Here is a 20,667-nt window from a genome sequence, read left to right as displayed (position 1 = left end):
CTGTTTAAGGACTTAGAGGAATTCAAGATGGACGTACTTAAGGAGGTCGGCAATATCGGTGCCGGAAACGCGGCGACCGCGCTCTCTCGACTGCTGGATAAGCCGATTGACATGGCGGTTCCTAAAGTCCAGATGCTACCGTTCGAAGCGGTCGCGGAGCGGGTAGGCGGTGCCGAGAAGATCGTTCTTGCCGTGTTTTTCCGGGTTGAAGGCGATACGCCGGGGAACTTGTTTTTCATTCTTAGCCCGGAAGCGGCCAAAAAGCTGCTGCACCGTCTTGCCGGTCTAAAAGTCGAGAGCGAAGACAGCTTTTCGGAAATGGAATGGTCTGCGTTGTCGGAGATTGGTAACATTTTGGCCGGATCGTACATCTCTTCCCTGGCCGACTTTACATCACTTTCGATGACACCGACCGTTCCGGCGCTTGCGCTGGATATGGCGGGCGCAATATTAAGCTATGGGCTGCTGCAATTCGGAGAAATGGGCGATTCCGCCATGCTGATCGATACAACTTTTATTGAAGGCCAGCATGAGGTAGAAGGACAATTTTTCCTGATTCCAGACCCCGAGTCCTTTGCAAAAATTTTCGCTGCTCTGGGAGTGCCACTGGATCATGATTGATGAGCAGCATATCGTTAAAGTAGGCATGGCAGACTTGAATGTGATTCGCGGGCAGGGGTTAATCCGCACCACAGGATTAGGATCATGTGTCGGGGTAACATTATTTGATCCTCTTTTAAAAATGGCAGGGCTCGCCCACGTCATGCTTCCTTCATCTGAAATCGCCAGAGAGGGGGCGCTGAACATTGCCAAGTACGCCGATACCGCTTTACCTGAGTTGGTTCGCAAACTTACGGCGCTCGGCGCTTCCCAAAGCCGTCTGGTCGCAAAAATGGCCGGGGGCTCGCAGATGTTTACTTTTGCCGGAACCGGAGACTCGATGCGGATCGGACCAAGAAATGCGGAATCCTGCAAAGCGATGCTATCGGAACTTGGCATTCCACTCCTTGCCGAAGATACGGGGGGAAATTACGGACGGACGATCGAACTCGACTGTGAAACGGGTATATTATTCATACGCAGTGTACAAATGGGTATAAAGGAATTGTAGCCATGACAGGAAAAATTCGCTATTATTTTTTATTTGGTTTTATCGGATTTTTGATTACCTACGCGGTATCAGCCGGCAACAACTTGTTTACGACGAGCTTGATGCGCGGGTTAATTGGATTTGTGGCATGGTTTCTTCTCAGCTTTGCGGGAAATTGGGTAATTAATTTCCTGAAGGAACAGGAGCCCGTACCGAATGTCGATGAACTTTCTGCAGCATTGCAGGACCAGGACAAAGGAAGCAATCTCGACTTGACCACGCCGGATCAAAGCGAGGAATTGAACGATCTATTAAAACAGACTCCAGACGACCAGTCACAGGCGGAGTTTACACCACTCGAACCGCCAAAACTAGTTAAAACCATTGACGACAAAGATCCTGAAGAGCTGGCTAAGGTCGTTCGTCACCTGACAGAAAAATAAGGAAGGTGAAGGCAATTGAACGAGCGGAAGACATCCCCTCTGAATTACGCTGACGTTTGGGAAAGTTGGAAAGAACACGGCGATTTGGAGGCCAAGAAACAACTTATCGAGAAGTATTTGCATATTGTCGACTACGTTTCGGGACGTCTGGCTATCGGTCTGCCCAAGAATGTTTCCAAGGATGATTTGGCCAGTAACGGAGTTATGGGATTGATTGACGCGGTTGAAAAATTCGATTATAAACGCGGCCTTCAATTCGAGACATACGCTTCTTGGAGAGTCAGAGGAGCTATCTTGGACGGACTTCGCCAGGGGGACTGGGTTCCCCGTTCCGTAAGAGAAAAAGCCAAAAAAATTGAAGAAGGCTATCAGCAGTTGGAACAGCAGTATCTTCGGTCCGTCACGGATGCGGAAATGAGCGAGCATTTGAGCATCAGCGAAAGGGAGTTCCAGGGGATGCTTCAAGAAGTTGCAGTTATGACGCTTTGCTCTCTGGAAGACCCGATCCGCGAAGAGGAGTCGGAGACCCGTTTGTCCTTGCTGATTGACGATAAAGCAAAAAATCCGGATTATAAAGTCCAGGAGTTCTATTTGCGTGAGTCGCTTGCTAAAGGGATCGAAAAATTGACCGAGAAGGAACGCACGGTAGTTTCGCTGCTGTATTATGAAGATCTATCACTGAGCGAAATCGCCGAAGTGATGTCTCTATCGCCTTCCCGGATCTCGCAATTGCATTCCAAGGCGATTTTGCGGCTCCGCGGCAGCCTGGAAAAGCAACGCGATCTGCTCATGCGGGAGGATTAGCAGTGGATTTATTCTCTGAAAAGTAGATGGAAGGAGGAACGACTCATGGAGTTTACGGATGATTTAGGGAAAATCCTTAGTATCACGATAAATGACGACAAGACGGTCGCTTACCTGCAGTTTATTAAGAAGGAAGAAGAGTTCTCCTGTTCTATGGACACCTTGCATCAATTTCTGCATGCCCAAGGCATTAAATACGGAATTCAGGAAGATATCGTGAAACGGTTCTCTGTCAATCCGAAGGAATACTTTTTCAGCAAAACCCCGATTGCGATTGGCGTTGAGCCTCAGCAGGGGGAAGACGGCAAAATCCGTTATGCCGTTCCAATGGACGACGACGTGAGGTACAAACCAATCGAAACCGATGATGGTAAAGTGGACTTCAAAGATGTCACTCGTCTGAATAATGTCCGTAAAGGACAGCTGATCGCCGAGTTGGTTCCTCCCCTTCCCGGACGCCCCGGAACGGCGGTTACGGGGGAACCCATACCGAATAAAGCCGGTAAAGAAGCCAGATTCAAGATTGGCAAAAACGTGGTTCTTAATCCTGAACAAAATGCCATGTATGCGGCGATTGACGGCTTGGTCACCCAGACGGATAAGGGGAAGCTGAATGTTTTCCCGGTTTATGAAATTAACGGTGATGTCGATTACAGCACCGGTAATATTGATTTTGTAGGTACGGTAGTTATCCGCGGCAATGTTCTGACTGGTTTTAAAGTCACGGCAGCCGGGGATATTCGTGTTGTTGGCGGCGTTGAGGGAGCTGAACTATATGCGGAAGGCTCGATTGAAATTACCGGTGGAATTATCGGTTACAACAAGGGTTTGATCAAAGCCGGACATACGGTCAAAAGCTCGTTCATTCAAGACGGCAACGTATTGGCCGGTGAAGATGTGGTTGTCACGCAGAGTATCATGCATTCCAATATCCGCGCGGGACGAGATGTAATTTGCAGCGGCACCAAAGGTTTGATCGTCGGCGGGAGCATACAAGCCGGAGAAAGAGTTACGGCACGAATTATCGGCAATCCGATGTCAACGACTACTTCGATCGAGGTAGGCGTTTTGCCGGAACTCCGCAATGAACTTATGGATTTACGTCAGCAAGTCAAAGATATCATGGCTAATCTGGACAAATCGGAAAAAGCGCTTACCCTGTTGGACCAGCTTGCTTCTTTAGGTAAATTGTCTCCGGACAAGGTAGAAATGCGCTCCAAGCTAGGATTGACCAAAAAGTCGCATATCCAGGAAATGAACGACTTGAAAGAGCGGATGCTTAATATCGAAAAAGCGCTGGAGGACACCGGCAAAGCGCGGGTAGACGTCCTGAAAATGATTTATGGCGGTTCAAAAATCGTTATCGGCCGTTACACCAAGTATATTAAAGAGCCGATCTCGCGCATGTCGTTTTATTTTAGTGAAGGCGATATTACCATGTCGGTCTATATATAGGAAGTTCACCGCGATAGCGAAGCTGTTTCGTTTCTTGCGTTTTGGTATCCGGCAAGTATGTCGATGAAATCATGGGGTGATCTTATGGATTTGAAAGCCGTAGAAATGCAAATCGCCATTCCTCGAACCAATGAGTTGGGGCGAATTCAGCATGAAGGACAGCAGAGACCTATGATCGATCAGAGTTTGCTTTCAATGGAAAACGTCAAGGAACGTGAACTTGAACGGCACCGGAGTTCGGGAGTTGACGAAAGCGCACACAATACGACTGTAAAGCGGGAGGGTGACTCCCAGGGTAATCAACGCCAAGGACAAGCTTCCCCCGGAGAAAAGCAGGAAGAATCGGAAAAGGGACATCCGGCTGAGCATCCTTATAAGGGGCGGCACGTCGATTTGTCTTTTTAGCTGTAGTTTATCCTAAAGTTTTTGCTCGGGGCAGCGGTTATTTTATTTTCAGCAAGAGGTGAGGATTACATTGTCATTCGGAGAGCCATTGTTTTATATTGTTCTGCTGGGAGCAGCCGCGCTTGTTTATGCACTCCTGCTTCCGGGGCGTAAATCCGCCACGGAGATAAAGCCGGCAGGGACTGGAGAACTCGAGGCGACGTTGGAGCAGTTTATGTCGGAGATTGAAAGAGAAAATGAAGAATTGATCGGTCTCGTGGCGCAGATGAAGCAGGATTTGACATCCAAACAGTTGGCTCATCAGGAACAGATTGCTGAACTTCGCCAGCGCTTGGGCGATGTGGAATATACGGCAAGGCAAAATGCATCCCGTCTGGAGCCGCTGGAGTTGGCTTCTGCAGCGATTTCCAGCCAGGCAGCCGCGGCTGAAAACGGTCCGCAGACTGAAGTAACTGCAACAGTGCCGTTGACCGTTGTTGAGGAGAATCAGCCGGAGAGCCATTCAACAAACCTCACTGAGGATATTCCTGCCGAACCGGAGGCCGCCGAATCGGTACGCGATCGGTACCCTGAATTGTTCGAATTACATGCCAAAGGAAAGTCTATGGATACGATCGCCAAAACGATCGGTATTCAGAGAGGTGAAGTCCAACTTATTCTTCAGCTGGCGAAAAGGGAGGAATCCCGGTGATTCGAAATCGTCAATTTATGACCGGTCTGGGGATCGGACTCATCGTGGGGGCGCTGCTTCTGCAAGTGATGCTGATCGGCCAGGGACAGGCCGGGAAATTAAAGACAAGAGAACAAGTTGAGCAAGCTGCGGCTGCATTAAATTTGAAAGTGGTCGAAACCAATCAGGAACTGCTTACAGAGGAAGAGTGGAAAGCGAAGTCCGAAGAGACAGAGCAGCCTGAAGAAGGGGAAGCTGGCGGTATAAACGAGACTAAGGATCCGGATGATCCTGAAGCTCCGGATACACCTGCGGCACCTGCCGATCCCGAGGATTCAGACCCAAGCGGATCTCTCGCAGTCCCTGAGACAGCCACTCCGGAATCTCCGAAAGAGCCTGACAAAGGGTCGGTAAAGTACAAAATCGCCTACGGAAGTACCCTGACAGGGGTAGCGGAAGGATTGCATAAGGCAGGCGTTATCAGTGATAAGGAAGCTTTTCTGAAACAAGCGAAGGCAAAGCACATCAATACCAAAGTACGCACCGGCACGTTTACATTTGAAGTCGGAGAAGACTACAACTCCATTATTTCCAAGATTTCACCGGGCACCGGGAAATAGGGAAGAACCTCCAAGCTCTTTCAAGCTCCTATGAAGGAGCTTTTTTTGTATTATCTCTTTTCTGCGGATTTTCGTATTATTTGCCGATTGGTACTATAAACTTCGGTTGCATCGAGTTTTTACTTGTGGTATATTAATTGACGGTGTTATAACGCACGGAAGTTGATTTCGCGAACGGTGCTCTCGATTGAGAGTCTTGGCGGAAGATGAAACTTTCGGAGGAAGCATCAAAAAAACCAAACTTAGGAGGTGCGTGAAGATGGCAGTAATCTCCATGAAACAACTGCTTGAAGCAGGCGTTCACTTCGGACACCAAACACGTCGTTGGAACCCGAAAATGGATCGTTATATCTTCACTGAAAGAAACGGTATTTACATTATCGACCTGCAAAAAACGGTCAAGAAAGTTGAAGAAGCTTACAACTTCGTTAAAAGCGTAGCTGAAGAGAATGGCACCATTCTGTTCGTTGGCACGAAGAAACAAGCTCAAGACTCCGTGAAAGAAGAAGCGGAACGCGCTGGTCAATTCTATATTAACCAACGCTGGCTCGGCGGTACGCTGACCAACTTCCAAACGATTCAAAAACGGATCGACCGTTTGAAGCAACTGGAAACTTGGGAAGAAGACGGTACTTTCGCTGTCTTGCCTAAGAAAGAAGTAATCATTCTTCGCAAAGAAAAAGATCGTCTCGAGAAATTCCTCGGCGGGATCAAGAACATGAAGGGCTTGCCTAGCGCGCTGTTCATTATCGATCCTCGTAAAGAACGCATCGCGGTTGCTGAAGCCCGCAAATTGGGTATCCCAATCGTAGGTATCGTTGATACTAACTGCGATCCGGACGAAATCGACTACGTAATTCCTGGTAACGATGACGCGATCCGCGCGGTTAAATTGCTTACCAGCAAAATGGCTGATGCCGTAATCGAAGCGAACCAAGGCGAGCAAACTACTGCCTAATATCGCTAAGAACATAAATGAGCACCAGATGAATTAAATTAAAAAGGGTGGTTGGTAGGTGTCAAACCTCTCACTACCCTTTTTTTAAGAAGTGATTCCAAATGAAAACTATCCAATTTTAATGTGGAGGTAATATAAACATGGCTGTTGATGCAAAATCCGTCAAAGAATTGCGTGAAAAAACCGGTGCAGGGATGTTGGACTGCAAAAAAGCACTTGAAGAAGCAAACGGGGATTTGACGAAAGCGACTGAACTTCTCCGCGAAAAAGGTCTGGCTGCTGCAGCAAATAAAGCTGGCCGCGTTGCAACAGAAGGCGTAGTAGAATCTTACATCCATGCTGGAGGCCGGATCGGCGTACTGGTTGAAATCAACTGTGAAACCGACTTCGTAGCGAAAACGGATCAATTCAAGGATTTCGCGCGTGACATCGCAATGCATATCGCGGCAATGAGCCCACGCTATGTTCGTCGTGAAGAAGTGCCACAAGAAGAAGTGGAAAAAGAAAAGGAAATTTTGAAGGCACAAGCCCTTAATGAAGGCAAGCCTGAGAAAATCGTTGAAAAAATGGTTGAAGGCCGTATCAGCAAATACTACGAAGAGTTCTGCTTGCTTGAGCAAACTTTCGTAAAAGATCCGGATAAAACGATCTCCGCATTGGTCAACGAAAAAATCAGCGCTATCGGGGAAAACATCTCGATCCGCCGCTTTGTCCGTTATGAACTTGGCGAAGGCATGGAGAAAAAAGTGGACAACTTCGTTGAGGAAGTTATGTCCCAAGTTAGACAATAATATAACTAACGTTATCAATAATTGAACGTCCTAATAGTTGGAACACGCCGTGTTCCTTCTTTTTTAACCTGACACCCTTGTCGCAGCCGTTCAAAAAATGTAGTTTTAGCGCTTGATGTGTTTGAAATGTCTTTTTTGAACGTCTCTTCAAGCGGGGTCTATAGTGGAGGTATACATTTGGAACAGCCAGTTTTTAAACGTGTTGTCTTGAAGGTTAGCGGCGAGTCGTTAGCCGGACAAAATGGGTACGGTATTGATGCCGAGACGATTTCGTCGATCGCGCAGCAGGTGAAGGAAGTGGTTGAACTCGGAGTTCAAGTTGCCATCGTATGCGGAGGCGGAAACATTTGGCGGGGAATTGCAGGCAGCGCCAAAGGCATAGACCGTGCTACGGCAGACTATATGGGAATGCTGGCCACGGTGATGAATTCGTTGGCTTTGCAGGACGCACTTGAACAAATCGAGGTACCTACACGGGTGCAAACCTCCATCGCAATGCAACAAATCGCCGAGCCGTACATTCGCCGCCGGGCCATCCGCCATTTGGAAAAAGGCAGAGTCGTGATCTTTGCCGCAGGTACGGGGAATCCGTTCTTCTCAACGGATACCACAGCCGCACTTCGCGCCGCAGAAATTGAAGCCGAAGTGATTTTGATGGCGAAGAACAAAGTCGACGGTGTTTATTCGGCGGATCCGTTCGTGGATCCAACCGCTGAGAAATATGAAGTGCTTACTTATATGGAAGTACTCAATAAAAACCTGGGTGTTATGGATTCAACGGCATCGTCGTTGTGCATGGACAATAACATCCCGCTCATCGTGTTTGCCATCACGGAACAAGGGAATATCAAGCGTGTCGTTCTCGGTGAACAAATCGGGACGATTGTCAAAGGGAGTGTAGATTAAATGCCGCAAACTATCAAAAAACATGCGGAAGAACGCATGGATAAGGCGATTCAGGCACTTAAACGAGATCTTGCGACGCTTCGGGCAGGCAGAGCGACGCCTTCGCTGCTCGACCGGATCCATGTTGATTACTACGGTTCACCAACCCCGGTTAATCAGCTGGCCAACATCAATACACCGGATTCCCGCACGCTCATGATTCAGCCTTGGGACAAATCGTCTCTGGCGGAAATTGAACGCGCGATCCAGAAATCGGATCTGGGCTTGACTCCGGCTAACGACGGAATGTCCATCCGCCTTTCGATTCCGGCTTTGACAGAGGAACGCCGCGTAGAACTTGTGAAAATGACCAAGAAGTTCGGGGAAGAGGCGAAGGTGGCTATCCGCAATATTCGCCGCGACGCGAACGATGATATTAAGAAGTTGGAGAAAACCGATATCTCTGAAGACGAATCGCGCAGACACCAGGAAGATATCCAAAAGACAACCGATAAATTCATCGCTGAAGTGGATAAAGTGCTTGCTGCGAAAGAAAAAGAGATTATGGAAGTTTAAGAGACAAAAAGCGGCCCCTCCTTTTACGGTGGGGTTTTGTCTCTTTTTCATCACCGGCTGGAGGAAAAGCAATGAATAGAGTTTTTGGGTCCTGGCGCAAAAAAAGGAATAGCCCTGATGCTGTGCATCCTGACAGCGAAAATATCCCTAAACATGTCGCTATTATAATGGATGGTAACGGCAGATGGGCCCGCAAGCTCGGAATGCCGCGCATTGTCGGACACCGTAACGGGATGAAAGCCGTCAAGCGGGTAACGATCGCAGCGGATGAACTGGGAATTTCCGTTTTGACGCTTTATGCGTTTTCGACGGAGAACTGGAAGCGGCCGAAGGAAGAGGTCGATTTTTTGATGTCGCTTCCTACAGAGTTTCTAGCCTTGGAACTCGAGGAATTGATACAGAAAAATGTCCAGGTCCGGATGATGGGGCATACCGAAGAACTTCCGCAGCATACGATTGCCGCTATGGAAGAAGCGATTGAGCGGACTAAACATAATACGGGACTCATTTTAAATTTTGCGCTCAATTACGGTGGCCAGAGAGAAATTACCGAAAGTGTCAAAGAGATTGCCCGCGAGGTAATGGAAGGCAAGATAAAGCCGGAGGAAATTACGCAGCAAATGATCGGATCGAGACTGCTGTCCGGTGGTTTGCCGGATCCCGATTTGCTCATTCGTACCGGGGGAGAGCTAAGGCTTAGCAATTTTATGTTATGGCAGACAGCCTACAGTGAGCTCTGGTTTACGGACCTGTATTGGCCTGAATTTGGCCGTGAGCAGTTGTTTGCAGCGGTGGCCGAATACCAAAATCGAACCCGGCGTTATGGTGGTTTATCCTAGCGGGATGGAAGGTGTAGAAAGTTGAAACAACGGTTGATTACAGGAATTATCGCCGGCGGCGCATTTCTCGGACTCTGTCTCGTTGGGGGGTTATGGTATCATGCGCTTGTGCTGGTCATGGCGTTGATCGGATTTTATGAATTCGTTCGTATGACCAAGCTTCCGGCTTTTGGCGGCACTGCCTTGATCGGGTATATCGGTGTCTTGTATGCCGTTTTCCCTTGGAAATTACTTGAACTGGACATGCCCTTAAGCGTGATGGCGGTATTCTGGCTGCTGATGCTGCTGTTTCTTGTCGTTACCGTCGTTACCAAAAACGAGGTTCCGATCGGTCAGATTGCAATGCTGTTCCTTGGCATGGTATACATTGGCCTGGGCTTCGCTTATCTGGCCGAAACTCGGAGCACTCCGGACGGTCATGGCCTATTCTGGACCTTCCTCATGCTGGCTTCGATCTGGAGCAGTGATGCAGGGGCCTATTTTAGCGGCCGCAGGTTCGGGAAGAACAAGTTGTGGCCTGCGATCAGTCCGAACAAAACGGTGGAAGGCGCCATTGGCGGCATTGTTTTGGCGGTCATCGCCGCTGTTATTTTCGCCTTGGCTTCGGGCGGACTGCTGACGATCGGCCGAGCTCTTCTGTTAGGGTTATCCGCCGCTGTCGTCGGTCAATTGGGCGACCTTGTTCAGTCTGCTTATAAACGAGTATACGGCATTAAGGATTCCGGGACTCTGCTGCCCGGACACGGAGGGATTCTCGACCGCTGCGACAGTTGGATCGCGGTATTTCCTTTTGTACATATCTTGTCGTTGTTGCCAGTGTTCTAGATACTTTTGAAGTGCGAGGTGTGCATGATGAAAAAAATAGCCATCATCGGTTCGACCGGTTCGATCGGTACCCAAACTCTTGATGTCGTGAAGCAACATGCCGATCAATTTGCCGTTGAAGGCCTTGCGGCCGGCACCAATGCCGAACTCTTCGTGAAGCAGGTAAATGACTTTAAACCGAAAAAAGCATCCGTTGCGACTAAAGAGATCGCGGATCAGGTACGTCACCTGATTCCAAACGATGTGCAGCTTTATTATGGGGAGGAAGGGCTGGTCGAGGTTGCGGCCGGAACGGAAGCCGAAACGGTGGTCACGGCGATCGTGGGCAGCGCCGGATTGCCGGCAACGCTGGCGGCGATATCCGAAGGCAAGCATATCGCGTTGGCAAATAAGGAAACGCTGGTGACCGCAGGTCATCTGGTAACCGGATTGGCAAAAGAAAAGGGAGTGTCCCTACTGCCTGTAGATAGTGAGCATTCCGCAATTTTTCAATGTTTGAACGGGGAACGGATGGGGGATATCGAGCGGATAACGCTTACGGCATCAGGAGGTTCTTTCCGCGATCTGAATCGTGAGCAGCTGCGCCATGTGACCGTTGAAGATGCCCTTAAGCATCCGAACTGGTCGATGGGCGCGAAGGTGACGATTGATTCGGCCACGATGGTCAACAAAGGATTGGAAGTGATCGAGGCCCGCTGGCTGTTCGGAATGAGCTTCGAACAAATCGGAGTTTTGCTGCACCCGGAGAGCATTGTCCACTCTTTCGTTGAGTACCGTGACGGCAGTGTGATCGCCCAATTGGGGACACCGGATATGCGAGTACCGATCCAGTATGCCCTCACTTATCCGCAGCGATGGATTTCCGACACGAAAAGGCTGTCGCTGGCCGATGTCGGCAAGCTTCATTTCCGGGAAATGGATATGGTCCGGTACCCTTGTTTAAGACTGGCCTTCGAATGTGGTAAAATAGGTGGGACGGCAACGAGTGTGTACAACGCAGCTAATGAGGTCGCCGTCGCCCGTTTTCTGAACAGGGAAATTCCGTTTCTGCAAATCGAACATATTATCGAAAGTGTTCTTTCCAGACACCAGGTTCAAGCCGAGCCGGATCTGGAAGCTATCAAAGAAGCCGACCGGTGGGCTCGTGACACCGCGCGATCTTTGTAAGACCGCCGGAGCATAAATTTTTCTTTTGAGAGCGGAAAAGTTCCATCCCGGTATTCTCTTGTACCTGATCGGAGAATAATGATAATCTAAAAGAACGTTGGACGATCCGTGGCCAAAAGGAGGATGCTTACGATTGGAATTGATTAAGATCATTTTTTTGACTGTTTTCATGTTCTTTGTGATTGTTACTGTGCATGAATGGGGACATTATTTCTTCGCCAAACGGGCGGGGATACTCGTTCGCGAGTTTGCTATCGGTTTCGGTCCTAAACTGTTTTCCTATAAGAAAGACGAGACGCAGTTTACACTAAGACTGCTGCCTTTTGGCGGCTACGCCCGGATGGCAGGGGAAGATCCGGAACTGGTTCAGATCACGAACGGGCAAACCGTAGCCTTAAGACTGGATGGGGAAGAAGTCCGGAAAATATATCTCGATCGGCTTGACAGCCGCAAGAATGTAATCCGCGGCGAAGTGAATGAGGTGGATCTGGAAGATCGTTTGCAGGTCAAACTTGATGTGGATGGAGAGGTGCTGACCTATCGCGTTCACCCGCAAGCGATGCTGGTGGCGAAAGGTAAAGAAACGCAAATCGCTCCTAAAGATCGTCAATATGGAAGCAAAACAGTAGGGCAGCGTGCCCTGTCTATTTTTGCCGGACCTCTGATGAACTTTATCCTTGCTTTCGTGCTCTTTGCGCTCCATACACAAATGGCCGGAATTCCGCTTGCGGATCCCAGCCATCTGCAAATCGGCGAAGTGATGAAAGGCATGCCTGCGGCTGAAGCCGGGGTTATGGAGGGAGATATTATCGTCTCCGTAAACGGTACACCGGTCGGAACCGACGCTAACGGATTGATCGATATGATCAAGGCGTCCAAAGACAAGCCGATGGAATGGACCGTAAAGCGGGGAGATCAAAATCTGAAGATTGCCCTTACTCCGCGGTCTGTAGACAACGATGAAGGCGGTAAAGTAGGGAGCACGATCATCACTTACTTCCCTACACGGAGCGCTTCGTTCGGAGAGACGTTTAGCGTAGCGGGCAAAGACATGGTCTACACGACCAAAGCGATTTTTCTCGGGTTTCAGCAGCTGATCAACAAGTTTTCGATGGACGATCTGGGCGGACCGGTGCGTACATTTGAAGTAACGGGACAAATCGCCAAGCAAGGCGTGGTCCAATTGACTTACTGGGCAGCTATTCTTAGCTTGTACCTGGGGATTTTCAATCTGCTGCCGATTCCGGCATTGGACGGAAGCAGGCTCGTATTCCTGGGCGTGGAGGCGCTGCGCGGCAGACCGGTGGATCCGAACCGCGAAGGGCTGGTGCATTTCATCGGGTTTGCGATGCTGTTCCTGCTGATGATTGCGGTCACCTATAATGATATATTGCGATTGATAGGCTAATAACGGGAGGATAAGGGTTTAATGGCTAATGAGGAGAAACAATTCGTAACGGAAATTACCCCGCAGGGAGAGGACTTTTCCCGCTGGTACATCGATGTAATCAAAAAGGCGGATTTGATGGACTATTCGCCCGTGCGCGGATGCATTGTTTTCAAACCGGACGGTTATGAAATTTGGGAGCATATTCAAGCTGAGCTGGATCGGCGTTTCAAAGAAACTGGACACCGCAATGCCTACTTCCCGCTGTTTATTCCCGAAAGCTTTTTTCAAAAGGAAAAGGAGCACGTTGAGGGGTTCAATCCCGAGCTTCCATGGGTAACCGAAGCAGCCGGCGAAAAGCTGGAGGAGCGTCTGGCCATCCGTCCGACTTCCGAAACGATGATCGGGCATATGTATGAAAAATGGATTCAATCTTACCGCGATCTGCCAGTACTGATTAACCAGTGGGCCAATGTAGTGCGTTGGGAGAAACGGACTTTACCGTTCCTGCGTACGAGCGAATTCCTCTGGCAGGAAGGCCACACCGCGCATGAGAATGAACAGGATGCTCGGGAAGAAACGATACGCATGCTGGAAATTTACCGTGATTTCGTCGAAAATTACTTAGCCATTCCCGTCATCGTCGGCCAGAAGACGCCTTCGGAGAAATTTGCCGGTGCGGTCGATACGTATTCCATCGAAGCGATGATGAAAGATGGACGGGCCGTTCAGGCCGGGACGTCGCACTATCTCGGAACCAATTTCGCGACGGCATTCGATATTCAATATTTGAACCGGGACAATGTTCGTGAATTCGTGCATACGACGTCATGGGGCGTCAGCACCCGGCTGATCGGATCGTTAATCATGGTTCACGGCGATGACCGTGGGCTCGCTTTACCGCCTAAAGTGGCACCGAAGCAGGTTATGATCATTCCGATCGGCCCGCCAAAAACCCGGGATGCTGTTGTCGGTCGGGCGGACGAACTGTTTGCCGAATTGAAAAAAGCTGGCGTTCGCGTCGGCATTGACGACCGTGCAGACGTCCGTCCGGGCTGGAAGTTTAATGAATATGAAATGCGCGGCGTGCCGGTTCGTCTGGAAATCGGTCCTCGCGATATGGAAAACGGGGTATGCGTGCTTGTCTCCCGGATCAGCGGAGAGAAGAAAGTGGTATCTCAGGAAAACCTGGTGGAAGAAGTAAAAACTATGCTGGATCAAGTGCATCAGGAGATGTTCGACCGCGCCAAAGCGTTCCGGGAAGAACACTTCTATACCGTGGACACCCTGGATGAAATGAAAGCCAGCATTGAAGAAAAGCGCGGCTTCACTCTCGCGGGCTGGTGCGGTTCCGAAGCTTGCGAACGCCATGTTAAGGAAGAAACGGGCGCAACGAGCCGGAACATTCCGTTTAAGCCCGAAGTTACAAAAACCACTTGTCTGGTGTGCGGGGAACAAGCACAACATACGGTTGTTTTTGCCAGAGCCTATTAGTCACATACTATCTATTGGAAGGCTTCCGGCAGGAAACTGCCGACAGGTCAAACACCTGTCGGCCTCCAGCGCCGGAAGCCTTGCTGTTTGAGAATTAATGTAATATTGAAGTGTCACTTTTAAACTTATCAGCAAGCGTGTCGTATGGGAGGGGAAATCATGTCCGACACTCAGGGAAAAAGAACGCGTCTGGAACTGCTGATGAAGCAGGCGGAGATGCCGTCAACCGTTGTCGATCCGTATTTTCTCGATGGATATATCGACCGGGTGGAAGTAAGCCGTACCAACAAGGAATGGAAGATTACACTTTGCAAAACTACGCTCGTTCCCGCGCAGGTCTATCGTACGTTTTGCCTGCGGGTACAGGAACGGATGGAGCATATCGCACGCATCTCTTTTTTATTCCGTTATGAGCAAGAAATCGGCGCAAGCGAAATCGTACAGGAATACTGGAAACTGTTCCTGGAATGGGTGCAGCGGGAAGTGCCGTCGGTCAACGGGTGGATGGCACGGGCGGCCCATGAAGTAGAAGAAGATCTCGTGTCCGTCACCTTCACCGATGCTATGACTCTGGAATTGGCCCGTAAGAAAGGCATCGACCGGGCGATTACGGCATTCTTTGATACTTATTTCGGTCTAGGCCTCCGGGTGAAGCTGTTATCGGGCGAAAACAGCAGCGATGCCTTTGAAGAGTTTCAACAGCGGATCGTGGAAGAAGAGCGTGAAGTGATTCAGCAATTGATGGAGAGCATGACCGTGGAAGCCCCGCCTGAAGAAGTGGATGGGGAAGTCATCAAGCTGCAGATTGGCTATGATATTAAAGAACAGCCTGTGCCGCTTCAGAACATTCAGGACGAAGAGAAGAAAATTACGATTCAAGGTACGATCTTCGGATTGGATCGGAAGGAGCTTCGAAACGGTAATACGCTATTTACATTCTATCTGACCGATTTTACCGATTCCCTGCAAATGAAGATGTTTGCCAAGAACAAGGAAGACCTGAAGGTTATGGGTCAACTGGCTAACGGAAAATGGGTGAAGGCCCGCGGTAAAGTGGAAATGGATCGGTTTATGCAAATCCCGGAACTCGTCATGATCCCTTCGGATCTGTGCGAGATTTCGGCACCGCCGTCCCGGAAGGATAACGCCGAGGAGAAACGGGTGGAATTCCATCTGCATACGACGATGAGCACGATGGACGCCGTTACCCCGATCGGAGATTACGTCAAGATGGCGGCCAAGTGGGGGCATAAAGCGATTGCCGTTACGGATCATGGCGGTATTCAGTGTTATCCGGATGCGGCTAAAGCGGCGAAAAAGAACGGAATCAAAATGATTTACGGCGTGGAAGCCAACGTTGTCAACGACAATGTGGCGGTCGTACTTAACCCCCGTGCCGATGATTTGAAGACGACGACCTTTATCGTATTCGATATCGAGACCACGGGTCTGTCGGTTACTCAGAACAAGATCATTGAAATCGCCGCCGTCAAAATGAGTGAGGGCAAAGAAATCGACCGGTATGCCACCTTCGTTAATCCGCATGAGCGAATCCCGTATCATATCCAGCAACTGACCAACATCAATGATGAAATGGTTCAGGATGCTCCGGAAGTGGAGCCGGTACTGAAGCGATTTATCGAGTTTGCCAAAGATTCGGTTCTGGTAGCGCACAATGCCCGGTTCGACGTGGACTTCGTGAATGCCAAGCTGAAGGAACTCGGCCTGCCTGTCATGGAGAACCCGGTACTCGATACGCTCGAGATGGCCAGAATGTTGTTCCCTTCTATGAAAAATCACCGCTTGAATACGCTGGCGGCCAAATATAAAGTTTCGCTGGAAAATCATCACCGCGCGATCGACGATACGTTGGCGTTGGGGCAAATTTTGATCGGACTCATTGAGGATGCGGCTAAAATCGAGGGTATTACCTCATTGGAGCGTCTGAACGACAAGGTCGGTAAGGATTTGTCCAATGCTCGTCCGTTTCATTGCGGGATTTATGCTTTAAATATGACCGGCAAGAAAAATTTATTCAAGCTCATCTCTATGTCCCATACCCAGTATTTCAAGCGTGTGGCTTGTATACCGAAGTCCAAGCTTGCGGAAATGCGGGAAGGTCTGCTTATCATTTCGGGATGCGAAAAGGGCGAGTTTTTCGAGGCGGTTCTGAACAAATCGGTGGAAGAAGCCGAAGGAATCGCCGAGTTTTACGATGTGCTGGAGATTCAGCCGCTTACGATGTATATGCATTTGGTCGACAAGGGGCTCGTAGGCAGCGCGGAGGAACTGAAAACAGCGATCCGCAAAGTGGTGGAGATCGGCGAGCGGCTCGGAAAGCCGGTTGTCGCCACCGGGAACGTTCATTATCTGGATCCGCGCGACAAGTTATACCGCGATATCACCATTCACGGGATTACCGGGTTCAGTCCGCTGAAAGACATCCGCAAACCGGATGCACACCTGCGTACGACGGACGAAATGCTGGAGGAGTTTGAGTTTCTGGGGAAGGATAAAGCCTTTGAGGTTGTCGTAAAAAACACTTCCGATCTGGCGGATTCCTTTGAGGAACTCGAATTGTTTCCGGACAAGCTGTATACGCCTATTATCGATGGGGCGGATGAAGAAATCCGTAATACATGTTATGCAACGGCGAGATCCATTTATGGCGAAGAGCTGCCCGACGTAGTCGTCAAGCGACTGGAGAAAGAGTTGGAGCCGATCATCAAATACGGGTTCTCGGCGAACTACCTGATTTCTGAACGACTGGTGAAAAAATCGAACCAGGACGGTTATCTCGTCGGTTCGCGGGGATCCGTAGGCTCGTCCGTCGTGGCGACCTTCCTTGGGATATCCGAAGTAAATCCGTTGCCTGCGCATTATATGTGTTTGAATTCCGAATGCAAATACAGCGAATGGTTCCTCGACGGCAGCGTGCCGAGCGGATTCGACCTCCCGGACAAGGACTGCCCGAAATGCGGGAACAAACTTAAGGGAGAAGGCCAGGATATTCCGTTCGAAACGTTCCTAGGTTTCAAGGGCGACAAGGTGCCCGATATCGATCTTAACTTCTCCGGCGAATATCAGCCTCAGGCGCACAATTACACCAAAGTGCTGTTTGGGGAAAAAAGCGTATTCCGTGCCGGAACGATCGGTACGGTGGCGGAGAAAACCGCGTTCGGATTCACGAAAAAATACGAAGAAGAACACCATAAAAGCTGGCGCGGCGCCGAACTCAACCGTTTGGCCGCAGGCTGCACAGGCGTAAAACGCAGCACGGGTCAGCACCCTGGGGGAATCGTGGTCGTTCCTGACTATATCGAGGTTGAAGATATTACACCTGTGCAGTTTCCTGCCGACGATACGAGCGCGGAATGGATGACGACGCATTTTGATTATCATGCTTTTGATGCAAACTTGCTCAAGCTTGATATTCTGGGTCACGACGATCCGACCATGATGCGGATGCTGCAGGATTTGACCGGCGTCGATCCGACGACGATCCCGATGAACGATCCGAAAGTGATGAGCATGTTCAATTCCACGGAATCGCTTGGAGTTTCACCGCAGCAAATCCGGACACCGGTTGCCACCTATGGCATTCCCGAAATGGGAACGAAGTTCGTCCGCCAGATGCTCGTGGAATCGCAACCGTCCTCCTTTGCGGATTTGCTGCAGATTTCCGGATTGTCCCACGGTACCGGCGTATGGCTGGGAAATGCTCAGGATTTGATCAAAAACGGAACTTGTAACATCAAGACGGTAATTGGCTGTCGTGACGATATTATGTTGTTCTTGATCTATAAGGCGGGGATGGACGCCGGCCTGGCTTTCAAAATTACGGAGAGCGTCCGTAAGGGGAAAGGGCTGTCGCAGGAATGGATCGATGAGATGAAGAAATGCAAAGTGCCGCAATGGTACATTGATTCCTGCCTGAAGATTCAATACATGTTCCCGAAAGCGCATGCCGCGGCTTATGTCATTTCGGCGGTGCGTACCGCGTATTTCAAGCTGTATCATCCGATTGAATATTACGCAACTTATTTCTCGGTACGGGGCGAGGATTTCGATATCGAGTTGTTCTGTCAGGGCTATGAAGCGATTTACCGCAAAATCGAGGAGATTGAGCAAAAGGGCTTCCAGGCGCTGCCAAAGGAGAAGAACATGCTGCCGATTCTGGAAATGGCGCTGGAAATGACATCGCGCGGATTCCGCTTTAAGGGAATCGACCTGTACCGCTCCGACGCGACGAAATTCATCGTCGACGGAGATGCGCTCATTCCGCCGTTTTCCGCGTTGGCGGGCATCGGCGATAACGCTGCCCGCAACATTGCGGCGGCGAAGGAACAAGGGGAATTCCTCTCCATCGAGGATTTCCAGCAAAAGTCGAAGGCGAGCAAGACGATCGTCGAACTGCTCGGTACGATGGGCTGTTTCCGCGGGCTGCCGGAAAGCAATCAGCTGTCGCTGTTTTAGCCCGGCGTAAAGGCGTTTTACTTGTCACTATTACCGGACTATGTTATAATTTTTTTGGTAATCATGAAGATAGAACCGTTGCTTAAAGAGTGGGGAAACCCACTCTTTACTCTTTGGTATATAGGAAAGAACCATATGGAGGTAATGTACGCTTGAGCACACCGAAGATCAAAGCGGCCGTGGAAGAGATGGTCAAACCTTTTTTGGATGAGAACGGCTTTGAACTGGTCGACGTCGAGTACGTCAAAGAAGGGAGCAATTGGTTCCTGCGCGTATTCGTGGATAAAGACGGAGGCATCGATATCGATGACTGCGGTCGGATCAGCGAATTTCTAACCGAGAAGCTGGATGAGAACGATCCGATTCCATCAGCTTATTTCCTGGATGTGTCCTCCCCCGGGGCGGAACGTCCGCTGAAAAAAGCGGAAGATGTATTAAAGGCCGTCGGCAAAGATGTATTTGTAACTACATATGAACCGGTAGACGGCTTGAAAGAATTCGAAGGCCGGCTTCTTTCTTTTGAAAGCGAGGAGCTTGTCGTTGAAATCGGCAAAAAGAGCCATACCATTCCATACAGCAAAGTTGCCAGCGCTAGGTTGGCCATTATTTTCTAACAAAAGGTGCAGTGAATTGCAGGGGACTATGAAAGGGGGAACTCGAGGCAAATGAGTATGGATTTTATCGAAGCCTTGAATGAATTGGAAAGGGAAAAAGGGATCAGCAAAGATATCTTATTCGAAGCGATTGAAGCTGCTCTGATCTCCAGCTACAAACGCAACTTCAATACGGCGCAAAATGTCCGGGTAGATATGAACCGCCATACCGGTGCGATCAAAGTGTTTGCGCGCAAGCTTGTAGTGGAGGAAGTTCTTGATCCGCGTACGGAAATTTCGGTACCGGCTGCCCGTGAGATTAATCCGAGCTTCCAACTGGAAGATGTCGCGGAAATCGAAGTGACTCCGCGCGACTTCGGACGCATTGCGGCCCAAACCGCAAAGCAAGTCGTCACGCAGCGCATTCGCGAGGCGGAACGAGGCCTCATCTACAACGCATTCGTAGAGAAGGAAGAAGATATTGTCACCGGGATTGTGCAACGTCAGGATTTGCGTAACATTTTCGTCGATCTGGGCAAGGTGGAAGCCCATCTTCCGCTGAATGAGCTGATGCCTAACGAAAAGTTCAAGCATGGCGACCGGATCAAAGCTTATATCACCAAAGTAGAAAACACGACGAAGGGGCCGCAAATCTTGTTGTCCCGCACTCATCCAGGTCTGCTCAAACGTCTTTTTGAACTGGAAGTTCCGGAGATTTTTGACGGCGTGGTGGAGATTCGTTCCGTTGCCCGCGAAGCGGGATTCCGATCGAAAATCGCAGTTTATTCCCGCAACAACGAAGTGGATCCGGTAGGTTCCTGTGTCGGCCCTAAAGGTGTACGGGTGCAAACGATCGTGAATGAGTTACGCGGCGAAAAAATCGATATCGTCCGTTATTCGGAAAGCGTCGAGGAATATGTGGCAAACGCGCTGAGCCCTTCCAAAGTACTCGAAGTTCAGGTGTTTGAAGCGGAGAAAATGGCCCGTGTTATCGTGCCTGACTATCAACTTTCGCTGGCGATCGGCATCAAGGGTCAAAATGCCCGTCTGGCCGCCAAGTTAACCGGCTGGAAAATCGATATCAAGAGCGAAACCCAGGCGGAAGAGGAATTCGGAAGAGAAAAAACCGATCAGGATGAACTACCTCAAGATTCCGTTTCCGTCGACTAATCTCTAGATTGATTCGGGA

At 49.7% G+C, this 20,667-nt stretch carries 20 protein-coding genes; all 20 read left to right on the top strand.

Translation table 11 applies throughout. The features are described from left to right. The first annotated feature begins 27 nt into the window (after positions 1-27). The 20 genes from ACLB09_RS07795 (at position 28) to nusA (ending at position 20,648) form a co-directional block, all read left to right on the top strand. Positions 28-621, top strand: coding sequence for a chemotaxis protein CheC (locus ACLB09_RS07795; RefSeq protein ID WP_410769234.1), 594 nt, complete (start codon positions 28-30; stop codon positions 619-621). Then, positions 614-1,111, top strand: coding sequence for a chemotaxis protein CheD (locus ACLB09_RS07790; protein ID WP_410769233.1), 498 nt, complete (start codon positions 614-616; stop codon positions 1,109-1,111). Before ACLB09_RS07795 ends, ACLB09_RS07790 begins: the two co-directional genes overlap by 8 nt. A 2-nt stretch (positions 1,112-1,113) precedes the next feature. Further along, positions 1,114-1,533: a hypothetical protein gene (locus ACLB09_RS07785; protein ID WP_410769232.1), complete on the top strand. Its 420-nt coding sequence runs from the start codon at positions 1,114-1,116 to the stop codon at positions 1,531-1,533. Positions 1,534-1,548: 15 nt separating this feature from the next. Continuing rightward, complete coding sequence (locus ACLB09_RS07780; RefSeq protein WP_410769231.1) at positions 1,549-2,337, top strand: FliA/WhiG family RNA polymerase sigma factor; 789 nt, start codon at positions 1,549-1,551, stop codon at positions 2,335-2,337. A 45-nt stretch (positions 2,338-2,382) separates the two neighbouring features. Beyond that, positions 2,383-3,792: a DUF342 domain-containing protein gene (locus tag ACLB09_RS07775; RefSeq protein ID WP_410769230.1), complete on the top strand. Its 1,410-nt coding sequence runs from the start codon at positions 2,383-2,385 to the stop codon at positions 3,790-3,792. 84 nt (positions 3,793-3,876) lie between these two features. Beyond that, positions 3,877-4,197 carry a hypothetical protein gene (locus ACLB09_RS07770; protein ID WP_410769229.1) on the top strand — a complete coding sequence of 107 codons (321 nt, stop codon included), beginning with the start codon at positions 3,877-3,879 and terminating at the stop codon, positions 4,195-4,197. 70 nt (positions 4,198-4,267) lie between these two features. Next, on the top strand, positions 4,268-4,888 hold the full coding sequence (locus tag ACLB09_RS07765; RefSeq protein WP_410769228.1) for a hypothetical protein: 621 nt from the start codon (positions 4,268-4,270) through the stop codon (positions 4,886-4,888). Then, entirely contained in the window at positions 4,885-5,487 is a 603-nt protein-coding gene (locus ACLB09_RS07760; protein ID WP_410769227.1) for a hypothetical protein, read from the top strand. Before ACLB09_RS07765 ends, ACLB09_RS07760 begins: the two co-directional genes overlap by 4 nt. A 259-nt stretch (positions 5,488-5,746) precedes the next feature. Then, a complete protein-coding gene (rpsB, locus tag ACLB09_RS07755; RefSeq protein ID WP_410769226.1) occupies positions 5,747-6,445 on the top strand; it encodes a 30S ribosomal protein S2 in 699 nt (232 codons plus the stop codon). Between the two features lie 140 nt (positions 6,446-6,585). After that, on the top strand, positions 6,586-7,236 hold the full coding sequence (tsf, locus tag ACLB09_RS07750) for a translation elongation factor Ts (RefSeq protein ID WP_410769225.1): 651 nt from the start codon (positions 6,586-6,588) through the stop codon (positions 7,234-7,236). Positions 7,237-7,413: 177 nt separating this feature from the next. Beyond that, positions 7,414-8,142, top strand: coding sequence for a UMP kinase (gene pyrH, locus ACLB09_RS07745; RefSeq protein ID WP_410769224.1), 729 nt, complete (start codon positions 7,414-7,416; stop codon positions 8,140-8,142). Further along, a complete protein-coding gene (frr, locus tag ACLB09_RS07740) occupies positions 8,143-8,697 on the top strand; it encodes a ribosome recycling factor (protein ID WP_410769223.1) in 555 nt (184 codons plus the stop codon). It begins immediately after the preceding gene. 71 nt (positions 8,698-8,768) lie between these two features. After that, positions 8,769-9,536 (top strand): isoprenyl transferase, encoded by a 768-nt coding sequence (locus tag ACLB09_RS07735; protein WP_410769222.1) that lies wholly within the window; start codon positions 8,769-8,771, stop codon positions 9,534-9,536. 21 nt (positions 9,537-9,557) lie between these two features. Then, positions 9,558-10,361 carry a phosphatidate cytidylyltransferase gene (locus ACLB09_RS07730; RefSeq protein ID WP_410769221.1) on the top strand — a complete coding sequence of 268 codons (804 nt, stop codon included), beginning with the start codon at positions 9,558-9,560 and terminating at the stop codon, positions 10,359-10,361. A gap of 27 nt (positions 10,362-10,388) precedes the next feature. Beyond that, positions 10,389-11,528, top strand: a complete 1,140-nt coding sequence (locus ACLB09_RS07725; protein ID WP_410770058.1) for a 1-deoxy-D-xylulose-5-phosphate reductoisomerase — start codon at positions 10,389-10,391, stop codon at positions 11,526-11,528. A 133-nt stretch (positions 11,529-11,661) separates the two neighbouring features. Further along, on the top strand, positions 11,662-12,936 hold the full coding sequence (gene rseP, locus ACLB09_RS07720; RefSeq protein WP_410769220.1) for an RIP metalloprotease RseP: 1,275 nt from the start codon (positions 11,662-11,664) through the stop codon (positions 12,934-12,936). Between the two features lie 21 nt (positions 12,937-12,957). Further along, on the top strand, positions 12,958-14,409 hold the full coding sequence (gene proS / locus ACLB09_RS07715; protein ID WP_410769219.1) for a proline--tRNA ligase: 1,452 nt from the start codon (positions 12,958-12,960) through the stop codon (positions 14,407-14,409). Positions 14,410-14,568: 159 nt separating this feature from the next. Beyond that, on the top strand, positions 14,569-18,885 hold the full coding sequence (locus ACLB09_RS07710) for a PolC-type DNA polymerase III (protein WP_410769218.1): 4,317 nt from the start codon (positions 14,569-14,571) through the stop codon (positions 18,883-18,885). 152 nt (positions 18,886-19,037) lie between these two features. After that, positions 19,038-19,499 carry a ribosome maturation factor RimP gene (gene rimP, locus ACLB09_RS07705; RefSeq protein WP_410769217.1) on the top strand — a complete coding sequence of 154 codons (462 nt, stop codon included), beginning with the start codon at positions 19,038-19,040 and terminating at the stop codon, positions 19,497-19,499. A 51-nt stretch (positions 19,500-19,550) separates the two neighbouring features. Further along, positions 19,551-20,648 carry a transcription termination factor NusA gene (gene nusA, locus ACLB09_RS07700; RefSeq protein WP_410769216.1) on the top strand — a complete coding sequence of 366 codons (1,098 nt, stop codon included), beginning with the start codon at positions 19,551-19,553 and terminating at the stop codon, positions 20,646-20,648. Positions 20,649-20,667 lie beyond the last annotated feature (19 nt).

Source organism: Fontibacillus forbon (assembly GCF_046559655.1).
Taxonomy (GTDB): Bacteria; Bacillota; Bacilli; order Paenibacillales; family Paenibacillaceae; genus Fontibacillus.
The sequence above is the reverse complement of the archived record's forward strand: the minus strand, read 5'-3'. Positions and strand labels throughout refer to the sequence as shown.